The organism is Streptomyces sp. NPDC093510 (assembly GCF_040683555.1).
Lineage (GTDB): Bacteria > Actinomycetota > Actinomycetes > Streptomycetales > Streptomycetaceae > Streptomyces.
In genome coordinates, this window is record NZ_JBFBEE010000013.1 from 24,216 (window position 1) to 49,742 (window position 25,527).

The following is a 25,527-nucleotide window of genomic DNA, read 5'->3' on the forward strand; positions in this document are numbered from 1 at the left end:
GCCCTGTGCGATCCGTGATTGATTCACGATTCCCGGAGCGCCGCGAGACGCCCCGGGAATTCCTTTCTCCTCACTCCTTTCCGGTGTCGGCCGCGTCCCGGAGCTTGTCCGCGACGACACCGCCGATGCGTGCCGAAGGTGCGGGCTGCAGCATGGTGTAGTGGCTGGCGGCGATGTCGTGGGACTCGATGTCGCCGGCGATGTAGGGCCGCCAGCTCTCGCCGGAGACGGCTGCCGGGCTGTCCGCGGGCCGGTCGTCGGCCGCGACGAAGAGCAGCAGGTCGCCCTGGAAGCGGCGTGGCGTGTGGTGCGGGGTGAGCCGTCCCACGTTGTCGATGACCTGGCGCATGTTGGCCCTGAGTCCTTCGTCCATGTCCTGGCCGATGTTCTCGTCGGGCGGCAGTCCGAGGTCGCTCGCCCTCGGCGTGGACGTGTCGTCCGGTCCCGGCTCGGGCGCGGCGTCGCTGTACTGGGCTCCGCCGAACCCTTCGGGGTAGCCGTCGATCACCGCGAGGAGCCGTACCTGTTCGCCCTGTTCCTCGAGATGGGTGGCGACCGCCTGGGCGATCAGGCCGCCGAGGGACCAGCCGAGCAGGTGGTAGGGCCCGACGGGCTGGACGGTCCTGATCTGCTCCGCGTAGTCGGCCGCCATCTCCGCCAGGCTCTGCGGCAGCGGCTCCGGTACGGCGAGTCCGCGGGCCTGCACGCCGTAGACGGGCCTGTCCTGCGGCAGGTGCCGCAGGAGAGCTGCGTACGCCCAGCTCAGGCCCGTGCCGGTGTGCATGCAGAACAGCGGCGGGAGGCTGCCCTTGGGGCGCAGCGGCAGCAGCATCTCCAGGTCGCCGTGGTCGCCGCCCGCGCGGCGGCCGGCGTCCGCGCGTGTTCCGTTCCTGCCCTTGCCGCGGAGGGTGAGCAGGCCGGCCGCGGTGCGCCTCGCGCGTTCGCCGGTGTGCAGCATCCGCTCACCCTCGGCCCCGAACGGGCAGGCCACGAACCGTTCGCCGGTCAGCGCCGGGGCTTCCGCGTAGCCGCGGGCCAGTGACGATCCGGCGACGTACAGGTCGCCCGTGGCGCCCGGCGGGACCGGGCGCAGGAAGTCGTCCAGGACGAAGGCGCGGGTGTTGGGTACGGGCCTGCCGGTGCGCTCCGGGCCGGGCGGGGTCTCGCCGGGGCCGGTCCGGTGCCCGAGCCACGGGCCGCCGGTCTCCGCCGCGCCGTGGGCGCTGACCAGGGTGGTGCGGGGGTGGGCCGCCAACCAGGCCCGGGTGTCGTCGACGGTGGCGGGGCCGCCGGAGTCGACCACGGTGACCTCCGCGAAGGGCGCCTCCCCTGCTGCCCTGCCGGATGCGGTCGGCAGCAACTCCAGCGCGGTGACGAGGTGTTGTGTGCCGCCTGGCCCGGCGGTCGGTGCCGCGTCCTGGCCCGGCGTGCCGAGGCGGACGCCGCCGCCCGCGCACAGGGCGGAGAGCAGCGGTGTCAGCAGTGCGGGCATGGGGGCCCGTACGTCGAGGAGTGTCACCCCGTGGTGCGTGGGGGCCGCGTGCTGGTGGTGCACGGCGTGGTCGACGAGCGTCCGGTGCTCGACGACGGCGCCTGCGACGGTCCCGTCGTCACTGTCCGCCGCGGTGGCGCCGAGGACGAGTGCCGCCTGCCGGGGCAGGGGCGCCCGGAGCGGCGAACCGCCTTGCGGGGACGGGTCGTTGGTGGCGGCGAGCCTCGGGTCGTCGAGCAGTACGACGGGGACCGTCACGCCGTCGCCGAGGAGCGGCGCCATGGCCGTCGCGCAGACCAGGGCGGCGGGGGTGACCTGCCGCAGGCAGGACGCGACGTCCTCCATGGGCCGGTTCGGGTCGGCGATCAGGCAGGCGGCACCCGATTTGAGCACGCCGAGCAGGGCGACGACGAGGCCGGTGGTGGGCGGCAGCGCCAGGACGACCACGTCCTCGGCTCCGATGCCCCGCTCGGCGAGGCGCCGGGCGAGCCCGGCGGCCGCGGCGTCCAGCGCGCCGTGGGTGAGCAGACCCTCGTGGTCCATGACGGCGACGGCGTCGGGGGCCAGCGCGGCCTGTTCGGCGAGCAGCTCGACGACGGTTCCGTCCGGGATCTGTGCCGCCGTGGCGTCCCGGGTCTCCAGGGCCTGGTGGCGTTCCGTCTCGTCCAGGAGGAGTTCCACCTGGCTCAGCCGGAGTTCCGGGTCGTCCGCGACCTGCTGGAGGACGCGGGTGAGCCGCAGGGCGAGCGCGGTGGCGGTGGAGCGGTCGAACAGTTCGGTGGCGTAGCGGAGCACGCCGTCGACTCCGTTCGGCCCGCTGTCGGACCCGTGCCGTTCGGTGAGGCCGACCACGAGGTCGGTCTCGGCCGCCGCTGTCCCCACGGGCAGGCGGGTGGTGCGCAGGCCGGGCAGTTCCGGGGACTCCCACATCTCGGCGGAGTCGCTGAGGATCTCGAGCACCACCTGGAAGACGGGGTGCCGGTCCTCGGCGGGAAGTGCCAGGGCGTCCACGAGACGGCCGAAGGGGACGTCGGGGTTCTGGACCGCGCGCTGGTAGGTGTCGCGTGCTCGGCGGAGCAGTTCGCGGTACGTGGGGTCGCCGGAGGTGTCCGTGCGCAGGACCAGCGGTCCGGCGAACGGGCCGATGAGCCCGTCCAGGTCGCCTTCCTCGTCCCGGCGCGGCAGCACCGTGCCGAGGGTGATGTCGGTGCCGGCGCCGAGCCCGGCGAGGAGCAGCGCGAGTGCGGCCTGCACCATCATGAAGAAGGTCGCTCCGTCGGCCTCGGCGATCTCCGTGAGCCGGATGTGCGTGGCGCTGTCGAGGGCCATCGGCACCTCGTCGGCGCGGTGGGTGGGCCGTGGCGGCCGCGGCCGGTCGGCGGGCAGCTCCATTTCGGTCTCGGCGTCCGCCAGGGCCTTCTTCCAGTAGGCGAACTGTTCGCCGATCAGGCTGTCGCGGTCCTCCTCGTCCCTGAGCAGCTCCTGCTCCCACAGGGCGTAGTCCGCGAACTGCAGGGGCAGCGGGGCCCGTTCGGGTGCGCGGCCTTCCCTGCGTGCGCCGTAGGCGGCCGCCAGGTCGCGGACCAGGATGATCAGCGACGCGTCGTCGGTCGCGATGCGGTGCACGACGAGGAGCAGTACGTGGTCGTTCTCCGCGACCGCGAACAGGCGGGCCGCCAACGGAGTTTCCCTGGCGAGGTCGAACTCGTGCGCCGCGTGGTCGGCGAGGAGGCGCGGCAGGTCCTCCTCGGCCGCGGACGCCACGGGCAGGGCGGGGCGGACGGCTTCGGCGTCCAGGACGCGTTGCCGCACCTCGTCCGGACCCGCGTCCCCTCGCTGTGCGTCGCCATGCTGCGCGTCCTCTTGTACGTCGCCCTGTACGTCGTCGCCTTCGGCACCGGCCCCCACGAACGTCGTCCGCAGGATGTCGTGCCGTGCCGCGACGTCTCCCAGCGCCGCCTCCAGCGCCTCCTTGTCGAGCCTGCCGCCCAGCCGCAGCGCGATCGAGGTCCGCTGGGCGGCGGAGTCCGGGTTGGCTCGGGCGAGCCGCCAGGAGCGCAGCTGGCTCGCGGTGACGGGGATCTCGTCGGGGTGGTCGACCGGGCGCAGCTCCGGAAGTTCCTTGGACGTCAGCATCCGGGCCACGCCCAGCGGGGTGGACTCGCCGAAGAACCGCCGCATGCTCAGCTCGCTGCCGAGCTCCTCGCGGATGCGTGCGGCGAGCCGCATCGCCAGGCCCGAGTCTCCGCCCAGGTCGAAGAAGTTGTTGTCGACGCCCACCCGTTCCAGGCCGAGGACCTCGGCGAACAGCGCGCACAGGGTCGCTTCGAGCTCGGTCTCCGGTTCCCGGCCCGAGATGCGTCCGGCGAAGTCGGGGCGGGGCAGCGCGCCACGGTCGATCTTTCCGTTGCCCGTGAGCGGCAGCGTCTCCAGGACCACGACGGCGGCGGGCCGCATGTACTCGGGCAGTTCCTTCGCCAGGTGGTCGTGGACGGACTGGATCTCCAGGTCCTTGGTCTCGGGCACGACATAACCGACGAGGCGTTTGTCGCCGGGGCGGTCCTCGCGGGCGACCACCGCGGCCTGCCGCACCCCGGGATGCGCCGCGAGCACCGCCTCCACCTCGCCCGGCTCCACCCGGAACCCGCGCACCTTCACCTGCTCGTCCGCACGGCCGACAAAGGTCAACTGCCCCTCGGCCGTCCAGCGGGCCAGGTCCCCGGTCCGGTACATCCGCCGACCACCCGCACCAAAGGGGCACGCCACGAAGCGTTCCGCCGTCAGGTCGGACCGGCCCACATAGCCGCGGGCTACACCCGGCCCCGCCACGTAAAGCTCCCCCGTCGCACCGACGGGAACCGGGTGCAGGAAACCGTCCAGGACATACGTCTGTACGTTGTCCAGCGGGCGTCCGATCGCCGGTGGCTTGTCCTGCGGCCGGATGTCCTCGTCGACGGGGCCCGCGGTGGCCATGACGGTTGCTTCGGTGGGGCCATACGTGTTCCACACCCGTGCTTGTGTCGTCCAGCGGCCGGCGAGTCCGGCGGTCATCAGTTCCGCGCCTAGGACCCAGGTGCGCACTCCGGTGACGGCGGAGGGGTCGAGCATGGAGAGCAGGGAGGGCACGACGCTGGCCGTGGTGACACCGGTCGACTCGATCATCTCCGCAAGCGCTGTCGGCTCCGCACGCTCCTCGGCCGAGGCGATCGCCAGGGTGCCACCACCGGACAGCGTCACCGCCACATCCAGCACCGCCGCATCGAAACTGAACGACGCGAACTGCAGCACGGTGACACCCTCGGCCACCCCCATCACCGGACACATCGCCGCCGCCAGATTCGCCACGCCACCATGCGCCACCCCCACACCCTTGGGACGACCCGTCGAACCCGACGTATAGATCACATAGGCGAGCTGATCAGGCGTCAGGCGGCAGCCAAGTGGCGTGTCGGCCTCCTCGGCGAGGGCGGGAGCGACCTCCAGGTCGTCCAGCAGCACCGCACGCGCCCCGCCGACCGACACCTCGGCCAGGCTCTCCCCGGCGCCCAGCACAACGGCCGCCCCGCTGTCCGCGACCATGTACGACAGCCGGTCCGCCGGGTACTCCGGGTCCAGCGGCACGAACGCGCCGCCCGCCTTCCACACCGCCAGCTCGCCCACGACCATGTCGACCCCACGCGGCAGACACAAGCCGACCCGTGACTCAGCGCCCACCCCCAGCCCGACCAGATACCGGGCCAGACGGTTCGCCCGCGCCTCCAACTCCCCGTACGACAAGGAGTCCGAGCCGCACCGCACGGCCGTCACATCGGACGCGCGCTCAGCGTGCGCGGCGAACAGGTCGGGGACCAGGGTGTCCGGGTGGGACACGGCCGTGGTGTTCCAGCCCTCCAGGACGCGGGTGCGTTCCGCGGCGTCGGAGAGCCGCAGCCTGCCGACGGGTGCCCGCGGGTCGGCGGCCATCTGCCGCAGGGCCCGCAGCAGCCGGTCGAGGAGTGCGCGGGCCGCCTCCTCGTCGAAGGCGTCCGGGCGGTAGGTGAGCCGCATCCGCAGGCCGTTGAGGGGGTCCACCACCAGGCCGAGCGGGTAGTTGATCGACTCGCGCATGCCGGCCTCGGTGAGTTCCACGCCGGCCGGTCCGGGCTCGCGGGTGCTCCCGTCGTCCTCCGTCGCGGCGTCCATCCCGGTGGGGAAGCTCTCGAACGCCATGAGCGTGTCGAACGTCGCTCCGCGTCCCGCCACGCGCTGGATGTCGCCCAGGCTCAGGTACTGGTGGTCCATCAGGACGGACTGCCGGGCCTGTACGTCCGTGAGGACGTCGGCGACGGTCCATGCCGGGTCGAACCGTACGCGTACCGGAACGGTGTTGATGAACAGGCCGAGCATGTTCTCCATGCCGGGCAGGTCCGCGGGCCGGCCGGCCACGGAGGCACCGAACACCACGTCCTGGCGTCCGGCCAACTGGCCGACGACCAGCGCCCAGGCGGTCTGGACGACCGTGTTCAGCGTCACGCCCCCGGCGCGGGCCAGGTCGCCGAGCGCACGGTCGAGCGCGGGTCCCGCCACGGCGAAGACCTCGCCGGACGAGACGTTCGGGTCCGTCGCGGCGACCGCGCCCGGAGACATGGGGACGACCTGCGTCGGTTCGTCCGTGCCGGCGAGCTCCTCCCGCCACGCTTCCTGCGCCGCCTCCTTGTCCTGCTGGGCCAGCCAGGCCAGGTAGTCGCGGTAGGGCGTCACCGGCGGCAGTCCCGCCGCTGTGCCGCCCGCTTCGTAGCAGGCCCACAGTTCGCGCCGCAGAACGGGCAACGACCAGCCGTCGAGCACGATGTGATGGAGCGTCACCATCATGCGGTACCGGTCCTCACCGGTTTTGGCGAGGAGCACCTTCACCAGCGGCGGCTTCGCCAGGTCGAAGCCCTTGTCCCGCTCCTCCCCGCCGAGCCGCTCGGACTGTGCCCATGCCGCGTCCTCGTCCAGCTCGGAGAAGTCCTCCTCGCGCCACGGCAGGATCGCGCGGTCCGCGACGACCTGCACGGACTGTCCGGACCCCGCCACCTGGCGGAAGCCCACCCGCAGGCTGGCGTGCCGGTCGAGGAGCGCCTGCCAGGCCGCGCGGAGGCGTGCCGCGTCGAGCGGGCCCTCCAGGCCGACGATCATCTGCTCGACGTACACGTCGGTGCTCTGCCGGTCGAACAGGGCGTGGAAGAGGAGACCTTCCTGCAGCGGCGACAGCGGCCAGATGTCCACCAGGTCGGGGGCCGCGGTCTCCAGCTTCTCGATCTGTGCCTGGTCGAGGGTGACCAGCGGGAAGTCGGAGGGGGTGTGGCCGCCCGCGGTGGGCTCGTCGACGTGCGCGGCCAGGCCGGCCAGCATCGCCGCCCAGCACTCGACCAGTGCCTGTGCCGCCGTCTCGTCGAGCAGTCGCTGCGGCCATGCCACGTCGAGCGTGAGCCGCGGCCCGTCGGCGTGGTCGTGGACGACGCAGGTGACCTCCAGCGGATGGGCCACCGGGAAGCGGCCGCCCGCGGGATCGCCCGCCGGGCCCTGGCTCCGGCCGGGTGCTGTGTCGTCGGTCCCGCCGCCCGCGCCGACCGGGACCCGGCCGAGGTAGGTGAAGCCGATCCGGGCGCCGGGCAGGTTCGCGAGCCCGGCGGCCGCGCCTTGGGCGAGGTGGCGCAGCAGGCCGTGACCGAGTCCGTCGCCGGGGACCGCCCGCAGTTGTTCCTTGACTCGCTTGACGGCGCTGCCCGCGACCGGGCCGCCGTCGCGGAAGTCTTCGAGGTCGTCAGGGCCGGTCGTGCCCGCATCGATCCGTACCGGGTGGCTTGCGGTGAACCAGCCGATCGTGCGCGAGAGGTCCATGGTCTCGGACAGGGCCTCGCGGCCGTGCCCTTCCACGTCCACCAGGAAGCCGCCGTCCGACGCGCCGTCGCACCACTCCGCGACGGCCGCGGCGAGTCCGGTCAGCAGCACGTCGTCGACGCCCGCGTGGAACGCCTCGGGCACCGCGGTCAGGAGCGCGGACGTGACGTGGGCCGGGACGGTCACCGACGTGCGCCGCACGGTGTCGGCGAGGTCGAGCTCCGGGTCCATGGGCAGCGCGGTGAGCTGCGGGTCGGGCCCTTGGAGCAGCTGGGTCCACGCGTCGAGCTCGGCCGCCCGTTCCTCGCTTGCCGCCTGCTCCGCCAGGGCACGCGCCCAGTGCCGGAACGACGTGGGCACCGGCTCCAGTTCGGGGGTGCGGCCCGCGGCCGTCGCGGCGCACGCACGCTCCAGGTCGGGCAGCAGGATACGCCAGGACACGGCGTCCATCACGAGGTGGTCGACGACCAGGACGAGCCGCCCCGCGGTGTCGGGACCGAGGTCGAGCCAGACCGCCTGCAGCATGACGCCGGCCCGTGGGTCGAGCCGCTCCACGGCGGCCCGGGTCTCCTCCGCGATCACCCGCGGCAGGTCTTCGGGGGCCGTGCCGGTCGCGTCGAAGCGGCGTACGAACGAGGCGGCGGGCACCGTGCCGGGTGCGGACACCACGAGGCGCCGCTCCGGTTCGGTCACCAGGCGCGCCCGGAGCGCGTCGTGGTGGTCGACCACCGCCCGCACCGCGTCGGCCAGCGTCTCGGTGCGCACGTCTGCCGGGGCCTCGAGCACGGCGGACTGGACGACCCGGCCGACCGCGTCGACGCCGACCCGGTCGAGCAGTTCGTGCATCACCGGCGTCAGAGGCACCTCGCCGGTCCCGGAGTCGCCGCCGCCCGCGTTCGCGGTGTCCGACGGGACGGCGACCAGCGCGAGGGCCGCCGGGGTGCGGTGCTCGAAGACCTGTCGTGCGGTGATCGCGAGGCCCGCGCGGCGGGCGCCGGACACCAGCATCATCGACGAGATCGAGTCGCCGCCGAGCGCGAAGAACGAGTCCTCGGCGCCGGCCCGTTCGGTGCCGAGCGTCTCGGCGAAGAGGTCGCACAGGGCGGCCTCGACGGGAGTGTGCGGGTCGCGGCCGCCGCGTACGGCGAGTTCGGGGGCGGGCAGCGCGGAGCGGTCGAGCTTGCCGTTGACGGTGAGCGGCAGCGCGTCGAGGACGACCACGGTCGCCGGGACCATGTACTCGGGGAGCCGGGTGCCGGCGAAGGCGCGCAGCGCTTCGGTGTCGAGGACGGCGTGCCCTGTGCGGGTGTGCTCCTCGGTGTCGAGGACGGCGTTCCCTGTGTGGGTCTGCTCCTCGGTGTCGAGGGCGCCGTCCGCCGCCGGGACGACGTACGCGACGAGGCGTTTGTCGCCCGGCAGGTCCTCGCGGGCGATCACCGCCGCCTGGCTCACGGACGGGTGCCCGGCCAGGACCGCTTCGACCTCGCCCGGCTCGATCCGGAAGCCGCGCAGCTTCACCTGCTCGTCCACGCGCCCCGCGAACGACAGCTGTCCGTCGGCGCTCCAGCGGGCCAGGTCCCCCGTGCGGTACATGCGTCCGCCCGTGCCGAACGGGCAGGCCACGAACCGCTCCGCCGTCAGATCGGGCCGTCCCGCATAGCCGCGGGCCACGCCCGGCCCCGCGACGTACAGCTCACCGGTCACGCCCGGCGGCACCGGACGCAGGAAGCCGTCGAGGACGTACGTCCGCATGTTGCCCAGCGGGCGCCCGATGGCCGGCGGGGCGTCCACCGGCTTGATGCCCTCGTCGACGCGGCCCACGGTCGCCATCACGGTGGCCTCGGTGGGGCCGTAGGTGTTCCACACCTGCGCCCGCGCCGTCCAGCGGCTCGCGAGGTCGGCGGTCAGCCATTCGCCTCCGAGGACCCAGTTCCGTACGTCCGGGACGCTCGCGGGGTCCAGGGTGCGCAGCACCGAAGGCACGACGCTGGCGGCCTCGACCCCGTGCGAGCGGATCATGGCCGCGAGCGCGTCGGGATCGGTGCGCTCCTCGGCGGTGGCGATGGCGAGCGTGCCGCCTGCGGCCAGCGTGACGGCCACGTCCAGGACCGCGCCGTCGAAGCTGAAGGACGCGAACTGCAGCATCACGACGCCGTCGCGCAGGTCCAGCGCGGGCCGCATCGCCTCGGCCAGGTTCAGCACGCCGCGGTGGGCGAGGGCGACGCCCTTGGGGCGGCCCGTCGAGCCCGACGTGTAGATGATGTACGCGAGTTGGTCGGTGGAGACCGGTACGCCGAGCGGTTCGGCGGACTGCGCCGCTATCGCGCGTGCGGTCTCCGTCTCGTCGAGGATCACCACGCGGGCGGCGCCCGCGGACACACCGGTCGCGGACACGCCGGTCGCGGGCACCCCGGCCTCGGGCCCCCCGGTCACAGGCACCCCGGTCGCGGCGGCGCCGGTGGTCAGGACGGTGTCGGCGCCGCTGTCGGCGATCATGTAGGCGAGCCGGTCGGCGGGGTGTTCGGGGTCGAGCGGGACGAAGGCGCCGCCCGCCTTCCACACGGCGAGCTCCGCCACGATCATGTCGGTGCCGCGCGGCAGGCACAGGCCCACGCGGCGTTCGCGGGTGACGCCGAGACCGGTCAGGTGCCGGGCGAGCCGGTTCGCCCGCGCCTCCAGCTCGCCGTAGGTCAGCGCGTCCTCGCCGCACCGCACGGCTGCCGCGTCCGGCGCCCGGCGGGCCCGCGCCTCGAACGCCTCGATGACCGATCCGGCCGACAGGGGGCGTCCGGTGGCGTTCCAGCGCTCGGTCACCGAGGTCCGCTCGGCGGGTTCGAGGACGTCGATGTCGCCCACGCGCGCCGACGGGTCGGCCACGACCTGTTCGAGGACGCGCACGAACCGCTGGACGACGGATTCCGCGGCGGCCCGGTCGAACAGGTCGGGCCGGTAGTCCAGCTTGAAGCGCATCCGGTCGCCGCCCGGGACGGCGACCAGGGTGAGCGGGTAGTGCGAGGCGTCGCGCGCCGCCCCCGAGGGCCTGATGGTGACGGCGTCGGGGCCCGGCTCGGGGCCGGCCGGCGGGAGCGGGTAGTTCTCGTACAGGACGAGCGTGTCGAAGACCGCCGCGGGCCCTGCGAGCTTCTGCACCTCTGCGAGTCCGACGTGCTGGTGGGCGATGAGGCCGGACTGGGCCTCCTGCAGCCGCGTGAGGAGTTCACTCATGTGCTGCGCCCCGTCGAGGCGTACGCGCACGGGCAGCGTGTTGATGAACAGGCCGATCATCGCTTCCACGCCCGGCAGTTCGGCGGGGCGGCCCGCGACGGTCGCGCCGAAGACGACGTCCGTGCGTCCGGCGAGCCGGGCGAGTACGAGCGCCCACGCGCCCTGCACAACGGTGTTCACCGTCAGGCCCCGGCCGCGTGCCAACTCGACCAGGGCGCCGGTGAGTTCCTCGGGGAGGTCGGTGAACACGTGGTCGGGAAGCACCGGGGCGCGGCTCGGGTCGGCCGGTGCGACGAGCGTCGCTCCTTCGGCGCCGGACAGTTCCGCGCGCCAGGCGGCGCGTGCCGCTTCCTTGTCCTGGCGGCCGAGCCACGCCACGTACTCGCCGTAGGGTGCCACGCGCCCCAGGACGGAGGCGTCGCCGCCCGCCTCGTACACCTGGGAGAGCTCGGTCAGGAGGACCGGCATCGACCAGCCGTCCAGCAGGATGTGGTGGAACGTCATGACGAGCCGGTGGCGTCGTTCGCCGAGCCGCACGAGCAGGAGCCGCAGCAGCGGCGGGACGGCGAGGTCGAAGCGCTGGGAGCGTTCGCGTGCGGCGAAGCGGTCGGTCTCGGCGAGGGCCTCGGGCTCCACGAGTGCGCTGACGTCCGCCTCGGACCAGGGCAGGGCGACCTCACGCGGGATCACCTGCACCATGCGGGCACCGGTCACCGGACGGAAGCACGCCCGCAGCGCGGCGTGCCGGGCCAGGAGCGCCTCCCAGGACGCCCGCAGCCGATCCGTGTCCACGGGCCCCTCGACGTCGAGCGCCGACTGCACGGTGTAGACGTCCGGGCCCTGGTCGTCGTAGGAGGCGTGGAAGAGCATGCCCTCCTGCAGCGGCGAGAGGGGCCACACATCCTCGACGAGGGAACGGGATCGGGTCGTCATCGCTCTGTCTCCTCATTACGGCTTGTGCCTGTCGGCCATGGCTTCTCGTCGGCGAATCCGGCTTCGAGTTCGTCGATCTGGTGCTGTGCGAGGTCGAGGAGGTGGAAGTCGGACGGGGTGTGTCCGCCCGCGGTGGGGTCGGCGGTGTGGTCCGCCAGGCCTGCCAGCATGTCCAGCCAGGCCCTGCCGAGCTGTTCGGCGTCGGCTTCGTCCAGCAGCCGGCTCGCCCAGCTGAGGGTGATCGTCAGTGCGGGCCCGTCGGCGGTGTCCCTGACCACCGCCGCCGCGTCCACTGCGTGCGTGGCGGGCATGTCCGGGTCGACCGAGCCGCCGATCGCGGTCTCGCCGGCCATCTCCCACGGTCCCGGCGGTCCCGCGGCGCGGCCGCCTCCGGAGGCGAACCGGCCCAGGTAGTTGAAGCCGATCTGCGCGGCCGGCGCGGCCTCGAACACGGGCCGTGTCCCGGGGTTGAGGTGGCGCAGCAGTTCGTGGCCGAGTCCGTCGCCTGGCACCGCCCTGGCCTGCTCCTTAACGGCCTTCACCAACGTACCGGCAGGGGGGCCGCCGGCCCTAGCGGCGTCCAGGTCGGCGCCGGTCACGTCGAGCCGCACCGGGTGCACGCCGGTGAACCAGCCCACCGTCCGCAACAGGTCGGTGCCCTCCAGCGGTTGACGTCCGTGGCTCTCGATGTCGACGAGGAGGCCGGACGCGGTGTCGGGCCGCCAGTGGCCGACCGCGCCCGCGAGGGTCGCGAGGAGCACGTCGTCGACGCCGCAGTGGAAGGCGGTCGGCGTGCGGCTCACGAGGGTGGCCGCGTGCTCGGGCGGCACGTCCCATGACCGGTGCCGCAGGGTGCGTACGGTGTCGATGCCCGGGTCCAACGCCCGGCTCGCGACGGCCTGTTGTTCCTTTCCCAGCAGGGCGAGCCAGTCGTCGGCCTCCGCGGTCCGCCGTTCGTCGGCCGCCTCCGCGGCCAGCAGTTCCGCCCAGCGCCGGAACGACGTGCCGACGGGCTCCAGTTGAGGGGTGTGCCCCGCGGCGGCCGCTTCGCACGCGACGCGCAGGTCGGGGACGAGGAGGCGCCACGACACGCCGTCCACGACGAGGTGGTGCACCACGAGGACGATGCGTCCGGTGCGGCCGGGGCCCGCGTCGACCCATACGGCGCGGGCGAGTGTCCCGGCGGACGGGTCGAGCTGTCGGGCCGCTTCCCGTGCCGCGCGGCCCGCGACCTCGTCCAGCGTTCCGGTCGCTGCGGCCGTCGCGTCGGCGCGGGACACGAGGGCGCTCGCGTCGACCGAGCCCCGCTCCCCGACGATCAGCTTCGGCTCGCCGGGCACGGTCCGGGCGCGCAGCATGTCGTGCGTGTCCAGGAGGGCGGCGAGACCTGCGGAGAGGACGTCGAGGCCGATACCGGCCGGGGCGCCGACCACCACCCACTGCGCGAACGCGGGGCTCGTCGCACGCTCGCCCAGCGCGTGCATCACGGGGGTCCAGGGCACCTCGCCGACGCCGATGTCAGGAGTGTCATCGGGTGCGGTCTCCGGTTCGGCGGCCACCGTCACCTGCGCGAGGCGTTCGGGGGTCTTCTCCTCGAAGACCTGCCGCGAGGTGAGCGTCAGGCCCGCGCGACGGGCCCGTGACGCGAGCTGCATCGACATGATCGAGTCGCCGCCCAGCTCGAAGAAGCTGTCGTCGACGCCGACCCGGTCCAGGCCGAGCACCTCGGCGAACAGCTCGCACAGGGTGCGCTCGGTCGCGGTCCTGGGTGCGCGGCCGGTGACCCGCCCGGCGAAGTCGGGTGCCGGCAGGGCGGTCCGGTCGACCTTCCCGTTGGGGGTGAGCGGCAGCCTCTCCAGGGGCACGAACGCCGTCGGCACCATGTACTCCGGCAGCCTGTCGCGTACGTACGCGGGGAGTCCCGGCACCAGATCGCCGTCGGCGACGACGTACGCCACCAGCCGGCGGGTGTCGTCGGGGCGGTCCTGGCGGGCGACGACGACGGCCTGCGCGACGTCCGGATGCGCGGCGAGGACCGCCTCGATCTCACCGGGCTCGATCCGGTGTCCGTGGATCTTGATCTGGTCGTCGGAGCGGCCCACGAAGAGCAGTTCGCCCTCGTCGGTCCACCGGACCACGTCACCCGTGCGGTACATCCGCTCCCCCGCGCCGAACGGGCAGGCCACGAAGCGCCGCGCCGAAAGTGCCGGGCGTGCCAGGTATCCGCGGGCCAGTCCCGCGCCGGCCACGTACAGCTCGCCGGTCACCCCTGGCGGCACGGGCAGCAGGAACTCGTCCAGGACGTACGTCTGTACGCCGGTCATCGGACGCCCCAGGGGGACGAGGTCGCGGCCGGGTGTCAGCGGCTCGCTCATCGCCGCGCAGACCGTGGTCTCGGTCGGCCCGTACGCGTTGATCATCCGCCGTCCGGACGACCACCTGTCCACCAGCCCCGGCGGACAGGCCTCCCCGGCCACGACCAGCGTCGCGAGCCCGTCCGGCAGGGCGTCCTCGGCCGCCAGCACGCTCGGCGGCACGGTCACATGGGTAGCGCGCGTCTCCCGCAGGGCGGCGTGCAGCGACACGCGCGGCGGCAGCTCGTCGGCCCCCGCGACGATCAGCGCAGCGCCCGAGAGCAGCGCCATGCACAGTTCCGAGACGGCGGCGTCGAAGCTCGGCGACGCGAACTGCAGCACGCGTGAGTCCGCCCGCACCGCGAACCGGTCGATCTGGGCCCGCGCGAGGTTCTCCAGCCCCGTGTGGGTGACGACGACGCCTTTGGGCTCGCCGGTGGAGCCCGAGGTGTAGATGACGTACGCGGCGTGGTCGGCCGCCAAAGGCACCGACCGCTCCCCCTCCCGCACCGGACCCGCCGGGAGCCGCCCGATCTCGCGCGCCACCACCGGGTCGTCCACGACCACGACCCGCCCCGCGAAGCTGTCGGGCACCACGCCCCGCGACGCGACCGTGCACACGAGCACCGCCGGGTCCGCGTCTTCCAGCACGTACGCGATCCGTTCCGCCGGATATCCCGCGTCCACCGGGACGAAGACGCCACCCGCCAGCGACACCGCGAGCAGCGACACCAGCAGGGACACGGACCGCTCGCCCACCACGGCCACCCGCACCTCGGGCCCCACGCCCGCAGCCATCACATACCGGGCGAGACGGCTCGCCTGTGCACCCAACTCCCCATAACTGAGCGCCTTTTCACCAGCCACCAGTGCCACCGCATCCGGCGACTCCGCCACCTGACGGTCGAGCAGCTCCGGGATCGGCGCCGGGGTCATCGGCGGACCCGTGGCACTCCATTCGCGTACGACCCGGTCGTGCACGGCGTTGTCGGTCACGTCCACCCGGCCCACGGGGGTCGACGGGTCCGCGACCAGCTGCGCCAGGATCCGCGTCAGGGACGCGACCATGGTTTCGGCGCGGGCGCGGTCGCAGACGTCCGGCCGGAACACGAAGTCGCCCTGCATGCGCTCGCCCGGCGAGACGACGAAGGTCAGGGGGTAGTGGCCCATGTCCTGCGGGGTGCCCGCGGGACGGATGGTGAGGGCCGCGGGGGACGTGTCGCCGCTCGCGGGCGGGTGGGGGTAGTTCTCGTAGACGACGAGGGTGTCGAAGTCGGCGCCCGGCCCGGCGAGTTGGTGTATTTCGGAGAGGCCGACGTGCTGATGGGTCATCAGGGCGACCTGGTGCTCCTGGAGTCCGGCCAGCATGTCGGCGGCAGGCTGCCGCGCGTCGAGCCGTACCTGCACCGGGAGCGTGTTGATGAACAGGCCGATCGCCGTTTCGGCACCCGGCAGGTCGGGGGGCCGCCCGGCGACGGTGGCGCCGAACACGACGTCGGTGCGTCCGGCGAGGCGCGCGAGCAGCAGCGCCCACGCGCCCTGCATCAGGGTGTTCACGGTCAGGCCGCGGTCGCGGGCCAGGTCGGCGACGCCCCGGGACAGCTCCTCGGGGAACGCGAAGCGCACCCGGTCGGGCACGACCGGCACCCGCACCGAGTCGGCGGGCACGACGAGCGTCGGCTCGTCGAGACCGGCCAGTTCCGTGCGCCAGGCCCGCCGCGCCTCCTCCTTGTCCTGCCGGTCGAGCCAGGCCAGGTAGTCGCGGTAGGACGTCACGGCCGGGAGGTCCCGTTCATCGCCGTCCGCCGCCAACGCCTCGTACACGGCCGAGAGATCACCGATCAGGACGGGCAGGGACCAGCCGTCCATGATGATGTGGTGGCTGGTGATGACCAGGTGGTGGCGGTTCTCGCCGAGGCGGATCAGGAGCAGCTGCATCAGCGGCGCCTTCGTGACATCGATCCGTTCCGCGCGTTCACCGGCGGCCAGGCGCTCCGTCTCGGCGACCGCCTCGGCGTCGGAGAGGCCCGCCACATCGGCTTCGCGCCAGGGCAGTTCGACGTCCCGGGCCACGGCTTGGACGGCCTCGCCCGACGCGAGGCGGTGGAAGCTCGCGCGCAGAGTCGGGTGCCTGCGCAGCAGTGCCTGCCATGCGGCGCGCAGCCGGGCCGCGTCCAGCGGCCCTTCGAGCTCCAGGGCGCGCTGGCCTTCGTAGACGTCGGGGCCGCCCTCGTCGTAGGTGGCGTGGAACAGCATGCCTTCCTGCAGCGGTGACAGCGGCCACACGTCGGTCAGCACCGGCACCGCGGCTGCCAGCTCCTCCACGTCACCCTGTGTCAGTGCGGTGCGCAGGAGAGGGAAGTCGGAGGGGGTGTGTCCGCCGGCGGTGAGGTCGGTGGTGGTGTGCGCGGCCAGGCCGTCCAGCATCGCCGCCCAGGTCCGGCCGAGCCGCTCGGCCTCCGTCTCCGGCACCGCCTCGTCCGCCCAGCTCAGGGTGATGGTCAGCTCAGGCCCTTCCGGGGTGTCGCGTACCGCGGCCCCTGCCTCCAGGGCGTGCCGCAGCGGCATGTCGGGGGAGACGGTGCCGCCGATCGCGGTCTCGCCGGTCAACTGCCATACGGACGAGGGGGTTTGTGGTGTGCCTGCGGTGAAGCGGCCCAGGTAGTTGAAGGCGATCTCCGGGGTGGGGCGGGAGCGGAGTTCGGGGGCGGTCTGCGGGTTGAGGTGGCGCAGCAGCTCGTAGCCGAGCCCGTCGCCCGGGATCGCGCGCACCTGCTCCTTGACCGCCTTCAGCAACATCCCGGCGGCAGGCCCGCCCGCCAGGGCCTGGGCCAGGTCGATGCCGCTCGTGTCCGTCCGTACCGGGTGCGCACTGGTGAACCAGCCCACCGTGCGTGACAGATCGACATCCCCGATCGGCTCACGGCCGTGCCCCTCGACGTCCACCAGGAGCCCTGCCGCCGTCTCCGGTTTGCACAGCCCGACCGCGCCGGCCAGCGCCGCCAGCAGGACATCGTCGACACCGCAGTGGAAGGCGGAGGGCGTCCGGCTCAACAAGGCTTCGGCCTGCTTCGGCGGCACCGTCCAGGTTCGGCGGCGCAGGGTTCGGGCGGTGTCGGTGTCCGGGTTCAAGGGTCGTCGCGCGACGCGTTGTCGGGTCTCACCCAGCAGGGCCAGCCAGCCGCCCAGTTCCGCGACACGGTTCTCATCAGCCGCTTGCGCGACCAGCAGTTCCGCCCAGCGCCGGAACGACGTGCCGACCGGCTCCAACTTCGGCGCACGCCCCTCGGCTGCCGCCTCGCACGCGGCCCGCAGATCCGGGACCAGCACACGCCAGGACACCCCGTCCACCACCAAGTGATGTGCTACGAGCACCAGTTGGCCGAGGCGGTCGGGACCCGCGTCCACCCACACCGCCCGCACCATCACACCGGACACCGGGTCCAGCCGTCCCGCCGCCTGACGGGCCAGCTCACCCAGGTCCGGCCCTTCGCCATGCGGCGCGTCAACGCGTGACGCGTCCACGCGCGTGATCAGGCTCGCGGCGTCGAATGACCCCGGCTCGCCGACGATCAGCTTCAATTCGTCGGCAACCGTGCGGGCCCTCAGCATGTCGTGCCGGTCGAGCACGGCACCCAGACCTGCCGCGAGGACGTCGGGCGTCAGCCCGGCCGGGGTGGCCAGCACCACCCACTGAGCGAAGCCCGGGCCGGTGACGCGGGCGCCCAGCGCCCGCATGACCGGTGTCCAGGGCAGCTCGCCGACGCCGACATCGTGCACCGCGACCTCACGGCCCGCTGTCCCCACGACCAGCGCGAGCCGCTCCGCGGTCTTCTCCTCGAACACTTGGCGCGGCGTGAGCACGAGGCCCGCCTGACGGGCCCGGGAGGCCAGTTGCATCGAGCTGATCGAGTCGCCGCCCAGCTCGAAGAAACCGTTCTCGACCCCGACCCGCTCCAACCCCAACACCTCGGCGAACAGCCCGCACAGCACCCGCTCCGCCTCCGTGCGGGGCCCACGGTCCGAGACACGTTCGGTGAAGTCCGGTGCGGGGAGAGCGGTCCGGTCCACCTTCCCGTTCACCGTCAACGGCAACGCGTCCAGCACCACGACCGCCACCGGCACCATGTACTCCGGCAGCACCCCGGCCACGTACTGGCGCAACTGCTCGGGGTCGACACCCCCCTGGTCCTGAGGCACGACATAGCCGACAAGGCGCCTCTCGCCGCCCCCGGCGTCGGAGCGGGCCACTACGACGGCCTGACCTACGCACTCATGTCCGGCTAGGACCGACTCGACCTCGCCCAGCTCCACCCGGAAGCCGCGCACCTTCACCTGCTCGTCCGCACGCCCCACGAACAGCAGCTCACCCGCAGTCGTCCACCGGACCAGGTCACCGGTCCGGTACATCCGCCCACGCCCACCGAAGGGACACGCCACGAAGCGCTCCGCCGTCAGCCCTGGCCGGTGCAGGTAGCCGCGTGCCAGGCCGGGCCCGGCGACGTACAGCTCACCCACGGTTCCCGGGGCGACCGGCTTCAGAAAGGCGTCGAGGACGTACGTCCGGGTGTTGACCAGGGGGCGGCCGATCGGCACGGCTTCTTCGCCCGCCGCCGGCCGCAGGGGCTCACTCATCGCCGCGCAGACGGTCACCTCGGTGGGCCCGTACGCGTTGACCAGCCGCCGGTCCGACCAGCGCCGCGCCAGCCAGGCCGGGCACTCCTCCCCCGCGACCACCAGCGTCTCCACGGTGTCCGGCAGGGAATCCACGGTCCCGAGGACCGACGGGGGCACGGTCATGTGGGTGACCCCGAGCTCGGCGGCGACCTCCTCCAGTGAGCCGTGCGGCGGGAGCCTGTCGCCGTCGGCCACCACCAGCGCCGCGCCGGACAGCAGGGCCATGCACATTTCGGAGACCGCGGCGTCGAAGCTCCACGAGGCCAGTTGCAGGACGCGTGAGTCCGGCCGTACGGCGAAGCGTTCGATCTGGCCGGTGGCGAGGTTGCCGATGCCGCCGTGCGAGACGACCACGCCCTTGGGTGTGCCCGTCGAACCGGACGTGTAGATCACGTACGCGGCGTCCTCCACGCGGCACACCGGGCCCTCCATGCGGCACGCAGGGTCTTCCTCGTGGCACGCCGGGTCTTCCTCGTGGCACGCCGGCTCTGTCGGTCGGGTCGTACGCCCGGTGAGCGCGGAGACGGGCAGGGGGGTGTCGAACACCCAGCGGGTGACGTCCGCGGGTAGCGCCGGCTCGGTCGTGGTCGTGCACACGACGAGCGCGGGGTCCGCGTCGGCGAGCACGTGCGCAATGCGCTCGGCCGGGTACGCCGGGTCGACCGGCACGAACGCCGCTCCCGCCTTGGCCACCCCCAGCAGCACCGCGACGACATCCACGCAGCGCTCCATGACCACGCCGACCAGGTGTCCCCGGCGTACGCCGCGCGTCGTCAGCTCGTGCGCCACGTGGTCGGCGGCCCGGCCGAGTTCGGCGTACGTCCACTGCCTGTCGGTCCCCGTCACGGCCGGGGCGTCCGGGGAGCGGCGCGCCTGCGCGTCGAACAGCTCGCCCAACGTCCCCGTCCGGACCGGACGGGCGGTGTCGTTCCAGCGGTCCACGACCGCGGTGCGCTCGGCCGTTCCCAGTACGTCGATGTCGCTCACCCGCAGGGCCGGGTCGGCCGCGAGCTGTTCGAGCACCCGTATCAGCTGCCGGCCCACTTGGAGTGCCCGCTGTCCGTCGAACACATCCGGGCGGTACGTCACCCGGATCTCGATGCGGTCGTCCGGGACGACACCGATGGCCAGGGGGTAGTGCGTTCCCGCCTGGCTGCTGAGCTGGGTGAGGGTGACCGGGCCGCGGGCGGGGCCGGACGGGTCGTGGGGCAGGTCGGGGTCGTGGGGCAGATCGGGGTCGGAGAGCCGGGAGGTGTTCCGTGGGTAGTTCTCGACCATCAGCATCGTGTCGAAGACGGCGCCGGGTCCGCCGAGCGCCTGGATCTCGGCGAGCCCAGTGTGCTGATGGGGTATCAGGGCTGCCTGCCGCTCCTGCAGTTGCGTGAGCAGGGCGAGGACCGGCTGTCGGGCGTCGAGACGGACGCGGACCGGCAGGGTGTTGATGAACAGGCCGATCATCGACTCGACACCGGGGATCTCGGGCGGCCGCCCCGCCACGGTGGTGCCGAACACGATGTCCGTGCGCCGGGCGAGCCGGGCGAGCACCAGCGCCCACGCGCCCTGCACGACGGTGTTGACGGTCAGCCCCTGGGACCGGGCCAGCGCGGTGACGGCCCGCGTCGCCGCCCCGGACAGCCGCACGGAGCGCTCCTCGGACAGGACGAGGCCGCCGCCGAGGTCCGCCGGTGCCACCAGTGTCGGTTCGTCGGCTCCGGCCAGCTCCGCCCGCCAGGCGGCCCGCGCGGCCTCCTTGTCCTGCCTGTCCAGCCAGGCCAGGTAGTCCCCGTACGAGGCGGAACAGGTGGGTGTGGGTGGGCGGGTGGTGGCGGTTGTGGGAGGTGCGGCCGTGGTGAGGGGTGATGCCGCGTAGGTCGCCGAGACTTCGTTGAGCATCACCGGTGTCGACCATCCGTCGGCCACGATGTGGTGGCTGGTGACGACGAGCCGGTGCTGTTCCGCGCCGATACGGATCAGCAGCAGGCGCAGCAGGGGTGCGGCCGTCAGGTCCAGCCGTTCCACCGTCTCGTTCTCGGCGAGCCGGTCCGCCTCGGTGAACGCCTCGTCCCTGCCGAGGTCCGACAGGTCGACCTCGCGCCATGGCAGTCGTACGTCACGGGCCACGGTCTGCACGGCCTCGCCCGAGGCGAGACGGTGGAAGCACGCACGCAGCGCGTCGTGCCGCGAGACCAGCGCTTCCCAGGCCGCCCGCAGTCGCGGCGCGTCCAACGGTCCGTCGACGGCGAGCACGCGCCGGCTCTGGTAGGCGTCCGGCCCGTCTCCGTCGTACGTGGCATGGAACAGCATGCCTTCCTGCAGAGGCGACAACGGCCATACGTCGGTCAGCCCCGGCACCGCCGCCTCCACCCTGTCGACGTCGCCCTGCGTCAGGGCGGCGGTGCCGAGGAGCGGGAAGTCGGAGGGCGTGTGCCCACCGGCCGTGGGGTCGGCGGTGGAGTGGGCGGCGAGACCGGCCAGCATCGCCGCCCAGGTCCGGCCGAGCCGCTCCGCCTCATCCTGCGCCAGCACGCCGCCCGGCCAGCTCAGCCGTATCTCCAACTCGGGCCCGGCGGGCGTGTCCCGGACGGTGGCGTTGGCCTCCAGGGCGTGCGGCAGGGGCAGGTCCGGGGCGACGGTGCCGCCGATGGGGTTCTCGCCCGTCAACTGCCAGGCGCGGGGCGTCCCTTGGCGGCCCTGGCCCTTTGCCGCGCCTGCGGTGAAGCGGCCCATGTAGTTGAAGCCGATTTCGGGGGCAGGGCGGGAGCGGAGGATGGGGGCGGTCTCGGGGTTGAGGTGGCGGAGCAGCTCGTAGCCGGACCCGTCGCCCGGGATCGCGCGCGCCTGTTCCTTGACCGCCTTCAGCAACGTCCCGGCGGCAGATCCGCCCGCCAGGGCCTGGGCCAGGTCGATGCCGCTCGTGTCCGTCCGTACCGGGTGCGCACTGGTGAACCAGCCCACCGTGCGCGACAGATCGACATCCCCGATCGGCTCACGGCCATGCCCCTCGACGTCCACCAGGAGCCCTGCCGCCGCCTCCGGTTTGCACAGCCCGACCGCGCCGGCCAGCGCCGCCAGCAGGACATCGTCGACACCGCAATGGAAGGCGGAGGGCGTCCGGCTCAACAGCGCTTCGGCCTGCTTCGGCGGCACCGTCCAGGTCTGCTGGTGCAGGGTTCGGGCAGTGTCGATGCCGGAGTCGAGTGCCCTTTGCCCCAGCGGCTGCCGAGGCTCGCCCAGCAGGGCGAGCCAGTCCTCCAGTTCCGCGGCCCGGCTCTCGTCGGTCGCCTGCGTGACCAGCAGTTCCGCCCAGCGCCGGAACGACGTGCCCACCGGCTCCAACTTCGACGCACGGCCCTCGATCGCCGCCTCGCACGCGGCCCGCAGATCCGGGACCAGCACACGCCAGGACATCCCGTCCACCACCAAGTGATGGGCTACTAGGACCAGTTGGCCGAGGCGGTCGGGGCCCGCGTCGACCCACACCGCCCGCACCATCACACCGGCGGCCGGGTCCAGCCGCCCCGTCGCCTCACGCGCGGCCCGCACGGCAACCTGCCCCAGCGCCTCCGGACCGACATCCCTCGCGTCGACACGCGAGACCAGAGCCCCGGCATCGACCGACCCGGGCTCACCCACGAGCAACTTCGCCTCGCCATGGAGGACGCGGGCCCGCAGCATGTCGTGCGTATCCACTACGGCACTCAAGCCCGCTGTAACAACGTCCAGACTCAGTTCGGCCGGTGCTCCCAGCACCACCCACTGCGCGAAACCCGGTGCTGCCGCCCGCTCGCCCAACGCCCGCATGACCGGCGTCCACGGCACCTCACCGGTGCCGACGTCGGTCGCCCGTGCCTCTCGTCCCGACGCTTCCTCCACGACCAGCGCCAGCCGCTCCGGGCTCTTCTCCGTGAACACCTGGCGGGGCGCGAGCACGAGACCCGCGCGGCGGGCCCGTGAGGCCAGCTGCATCGAGCTGATCGAGTCGCCGCCCAGCTCGAAGAAACTGTCCTCGACCCCGACCCGCTCCAACCCCAACACCTCGGCGAACAGGCCGCACAACACCCGCTCCACCTCAGTACGCGGCTCACGCCCGGTCACCCGATCGGCGAGATCAGGTGCGGGGAGAGCGGCCCGATCCACCTTCCCGTTCACCGTCAACGGCAACGCGTCCAGCACCACGACCGCCACCGGCACCATGTACTCCGGAAGCACCCCGGCCACGTACTGGCGCAACTGCTCGGGATCGGCGTCCTCCTGCTCCTGAGGCACGACATAGCCGACAAGGCGCCTCTCGCCGCCCCCGGCGTCGGAGCGGGCCACCACAACGGCCTGACCTACGGACCCGTGCCCGGCAAGGACCGACTCGACCTCACCCAGCTCCACACGGAAGCCGCGCACCTTCACCTGCTCGTCCGCACGCCCCACGAACAGCAGCTCACCGTCAGCCGTCCACCGGACCAGGTCACCGGTCCGGTACATCCGCCCACGCCCACCGAAGGGACACGCCACGAAGCGCTCCGCCGTCAGCCCTGGCCGCCCCAGGTAGCCGCGCGCGAGTCCTGACCCGGCGATGTAGAGCTCACCCGCCACTCCGGGCGGGACCGGGCGCAGGAAGGCGTCGAGCACGTACACGCGGCGGTTGGCGAGGGGGTGGCCGATCGGCAGCGCCCGGCCCGCCTCGTCGCCGGGCCGCAGCAGGTGGGCCGTCGCGCAGAGGGTGATCTCTGTGGGCCCGTAGAGATGCCGTACCGCCAGCCCCGGACATGCCTCCCGCATCCGCGCCACCGCACTCGCCGGCACCACATCGCCGCCGGTCAGCACCTCACCCAAGCCCGCGAAACACTCCGGGGACTCCTCCGCAAGCACCCGGAACATCCCCGCCGTCACATGCAGCGCGGACACGCCACCGTCGATGGCCGCACGAATCCGTTCCGCATCCACCACGCCCGGCCCGGCCACCACCACCCGGCCACCCGCCGTCAACGGCACCCACACCTCGAACAACGAGACGTCGAAAGCGTGCGGCGCGTGCATCAACACCGCGTCACCCGGACCCACCGACCAACCCGAACCGGACGACACCAGCCCCGCCACACTCCCGTGCGGCACCGCCACACCCTTCGGCACACCCGAAGACCCCGACGTGTACATCACATACGCCACGTCCTCCGCCCCGGCAGGGACGGCTACAGGGTCAGCCGGGCACGCCGCGACAGCCGCACGCACCCCGGGGTCGTCCAACACCACCAACCGCGTCCCCGCATCCGCAGGCACCCCGTCCCGGTACGCCTCCATGCACACCACCGCCACCGGCGCCGAGTCGGCCAGCAAGAACGCCACCCGCTCCGCCGGATACTCCACATCCACCGGCACATACGCCGCACCAACCCGCCACACCCCCAACAACGCCACAACCAGATCGACGGAACGCTCCATCACCACCGCGACCCGATCACCCCGCACCACACCCACACCCACCAGATACGACGCCAGACGACCGGACGCCGCATCCAACTCCCCGTAGGACATGGACCGATCGCCGTCCTCGACCGCCACGGCGTCCGGCGCTCGATCCGCCTGGAGGGTGATCAGTTCGGGTACCGGCTCCGTCGGCACGGGGTGCTCTGTGGCGTTCCATTCCGCCACCACCAGCGACCGCTCGGCCGCCTGCGCGACGTCGATCCGGCCCACCGGCAGCGATGGATCGGCGACCATCTGTTCGAGGACCCGTGTCAGGCCGTCGACGACCGACTGTGCGGCGACCCGGTCGAACAGGTCGGGGCGGTGGTCGAGCTTGAAGCCCATCCGGTCGTCCTCAGGGGCGACGACCAGGGTGAGCGGGTAGTGCGCCGCCTCCTCGCCGCCGAGGAACCGGATGGCGAAGGTGCCGGGTGCGGGCTCCTCCTCCGGGGGGCGGGGGTAGTTCTCGTACACGACGATCGTGTCGAAGACCGCTCCGGGGCCCGACTGCTTCTGGATCTCCGGGAGCCCGAGGTGCTGGTGGGCCATGAGGGTGGCCTGACGTTCCTGCAGCGCGGTCAGCATCTCCGTGACGGTCTGCGCGCCGTCGAGTCGTACGCGTACCGGGAGCGTGTTGATGAACAGGCCGATCATCGATTCCACGCCCGGCAGTTCGGCGGGCCGGCCGGCCGCTGTCGCGCCGAACACCACGTCGGTACGTCCGGCGAGGCGGGCCAGGACCAGCGCCCACGCGCCCTGGATCACCGTGTTCACGGTGAGCCCGAGGGCGCGGGCCGTCCGTGCGAGGGCGTGCGTCAGTTCTTCGGAGGCGTAGGTGATCAGGATCTCGGGGGCGACGGGTGTCCGGGCCGGGTCAGCGGGTGCCACGAGCGTCGGTTCGTCGGAGCCGGCCAGCTCCGCCCGCCAGGCGGCCCGCGCGGCACCCTTGTCCTGACGGCTCAGCCAGGCCAGGTACTCGCGGTAGGACGTCGTGCGGGGCAGGCCCCGGGTGTGGCCGCCCGCCGCGTACACGGCGGGCAACTCGTTGAAGAGTACCGCCATGGACCAGCCGTCCATGACGATGTGGTGGCTGGTGACGACCAGCCGGTGCCGTTCCTCCGCGAGGCGGACCAGGAGCAGCCGCAGCATCGGGGCGACCGCCGGGTCGAAGCGTTGTGACCGCTCGCGCGCGGCCAGCCGGTCGGTCTCGTCGAGGGCCGCGCTCTCCACGAGGCCGGAGGCGTCCGCCACGGTCCACGGCAGCGCCGCTTCGCGGGCGATGACCTGTACCGCCTCTCCGGACTTGCGGCCGCGGAAGCTCGCCCGCAGCGCGCCGTGCCTGGCCAGCAGCGCCTGCCACGACCTGCGCAACCGGTCCACGTCCAGCGGCCCGACCAGCTCCAGCATGCGCTGCCCCTGGTAGACGTCCGGTCCCTGGTCGTCGAAGGCCGCGTGGAACAGGAGCCCTTCCTGCAACGGCGACAGTGGCCAGACATCCTCGACAAGGGACCGGGTCATCGTCTC

General features: G+C 73.0%; 2 protein-coding genes. Both read right to left on the minus strand.

Annotation, left to right across the window (positions count from 1 at the left end):
- Positions 1-70: 70 nt before the first annotated feature.
- Positions 71-11,515, minus strand: a complete 11,445-nt coding sequence (locus AB0N81_RS21730; protein WP_365360691.1) for an amino acid adenylation domain-containing protein — start codon at positions 11,513-11,515, stop codon at positions 71-73.
- Positions 11,512-25,521, minus strand: coding sequence for an amino acid adenylation domain-containing protein (locus AB0N81_RS21735; RefSeq protein ID WP_365360693.1), 14,010 nt, complete (start codon positions 25,519-25,521; stop codon positions 11,512-11,514). The genes AB0N81_RS21730 and AB0N81_RS21735 overlap by 4 nt, the downstream gene beginning before the upstream one ends.
- Positions 25,522-25,527: the final 6 nt, after the last annotated feature.

Bases quoted from the DNA above. Each gene is read 5' to 3' on its own strand.
- AB0N81_RS21730 (WP_365360691.1), bottom strand. From the start codon at position 11,515: ATGACGACCCGATCCCGTTCCCTCGTCGAGGATGTGTGGCCCCTCTCG.
- AB0N81_RS21735 (WP_365360693.1), bottom strand. From the start codon at position 25,521: ATGACCCGGTCCCTTGTCGAGGATGTCTGGCCACTGTCGCCGTTGCAG.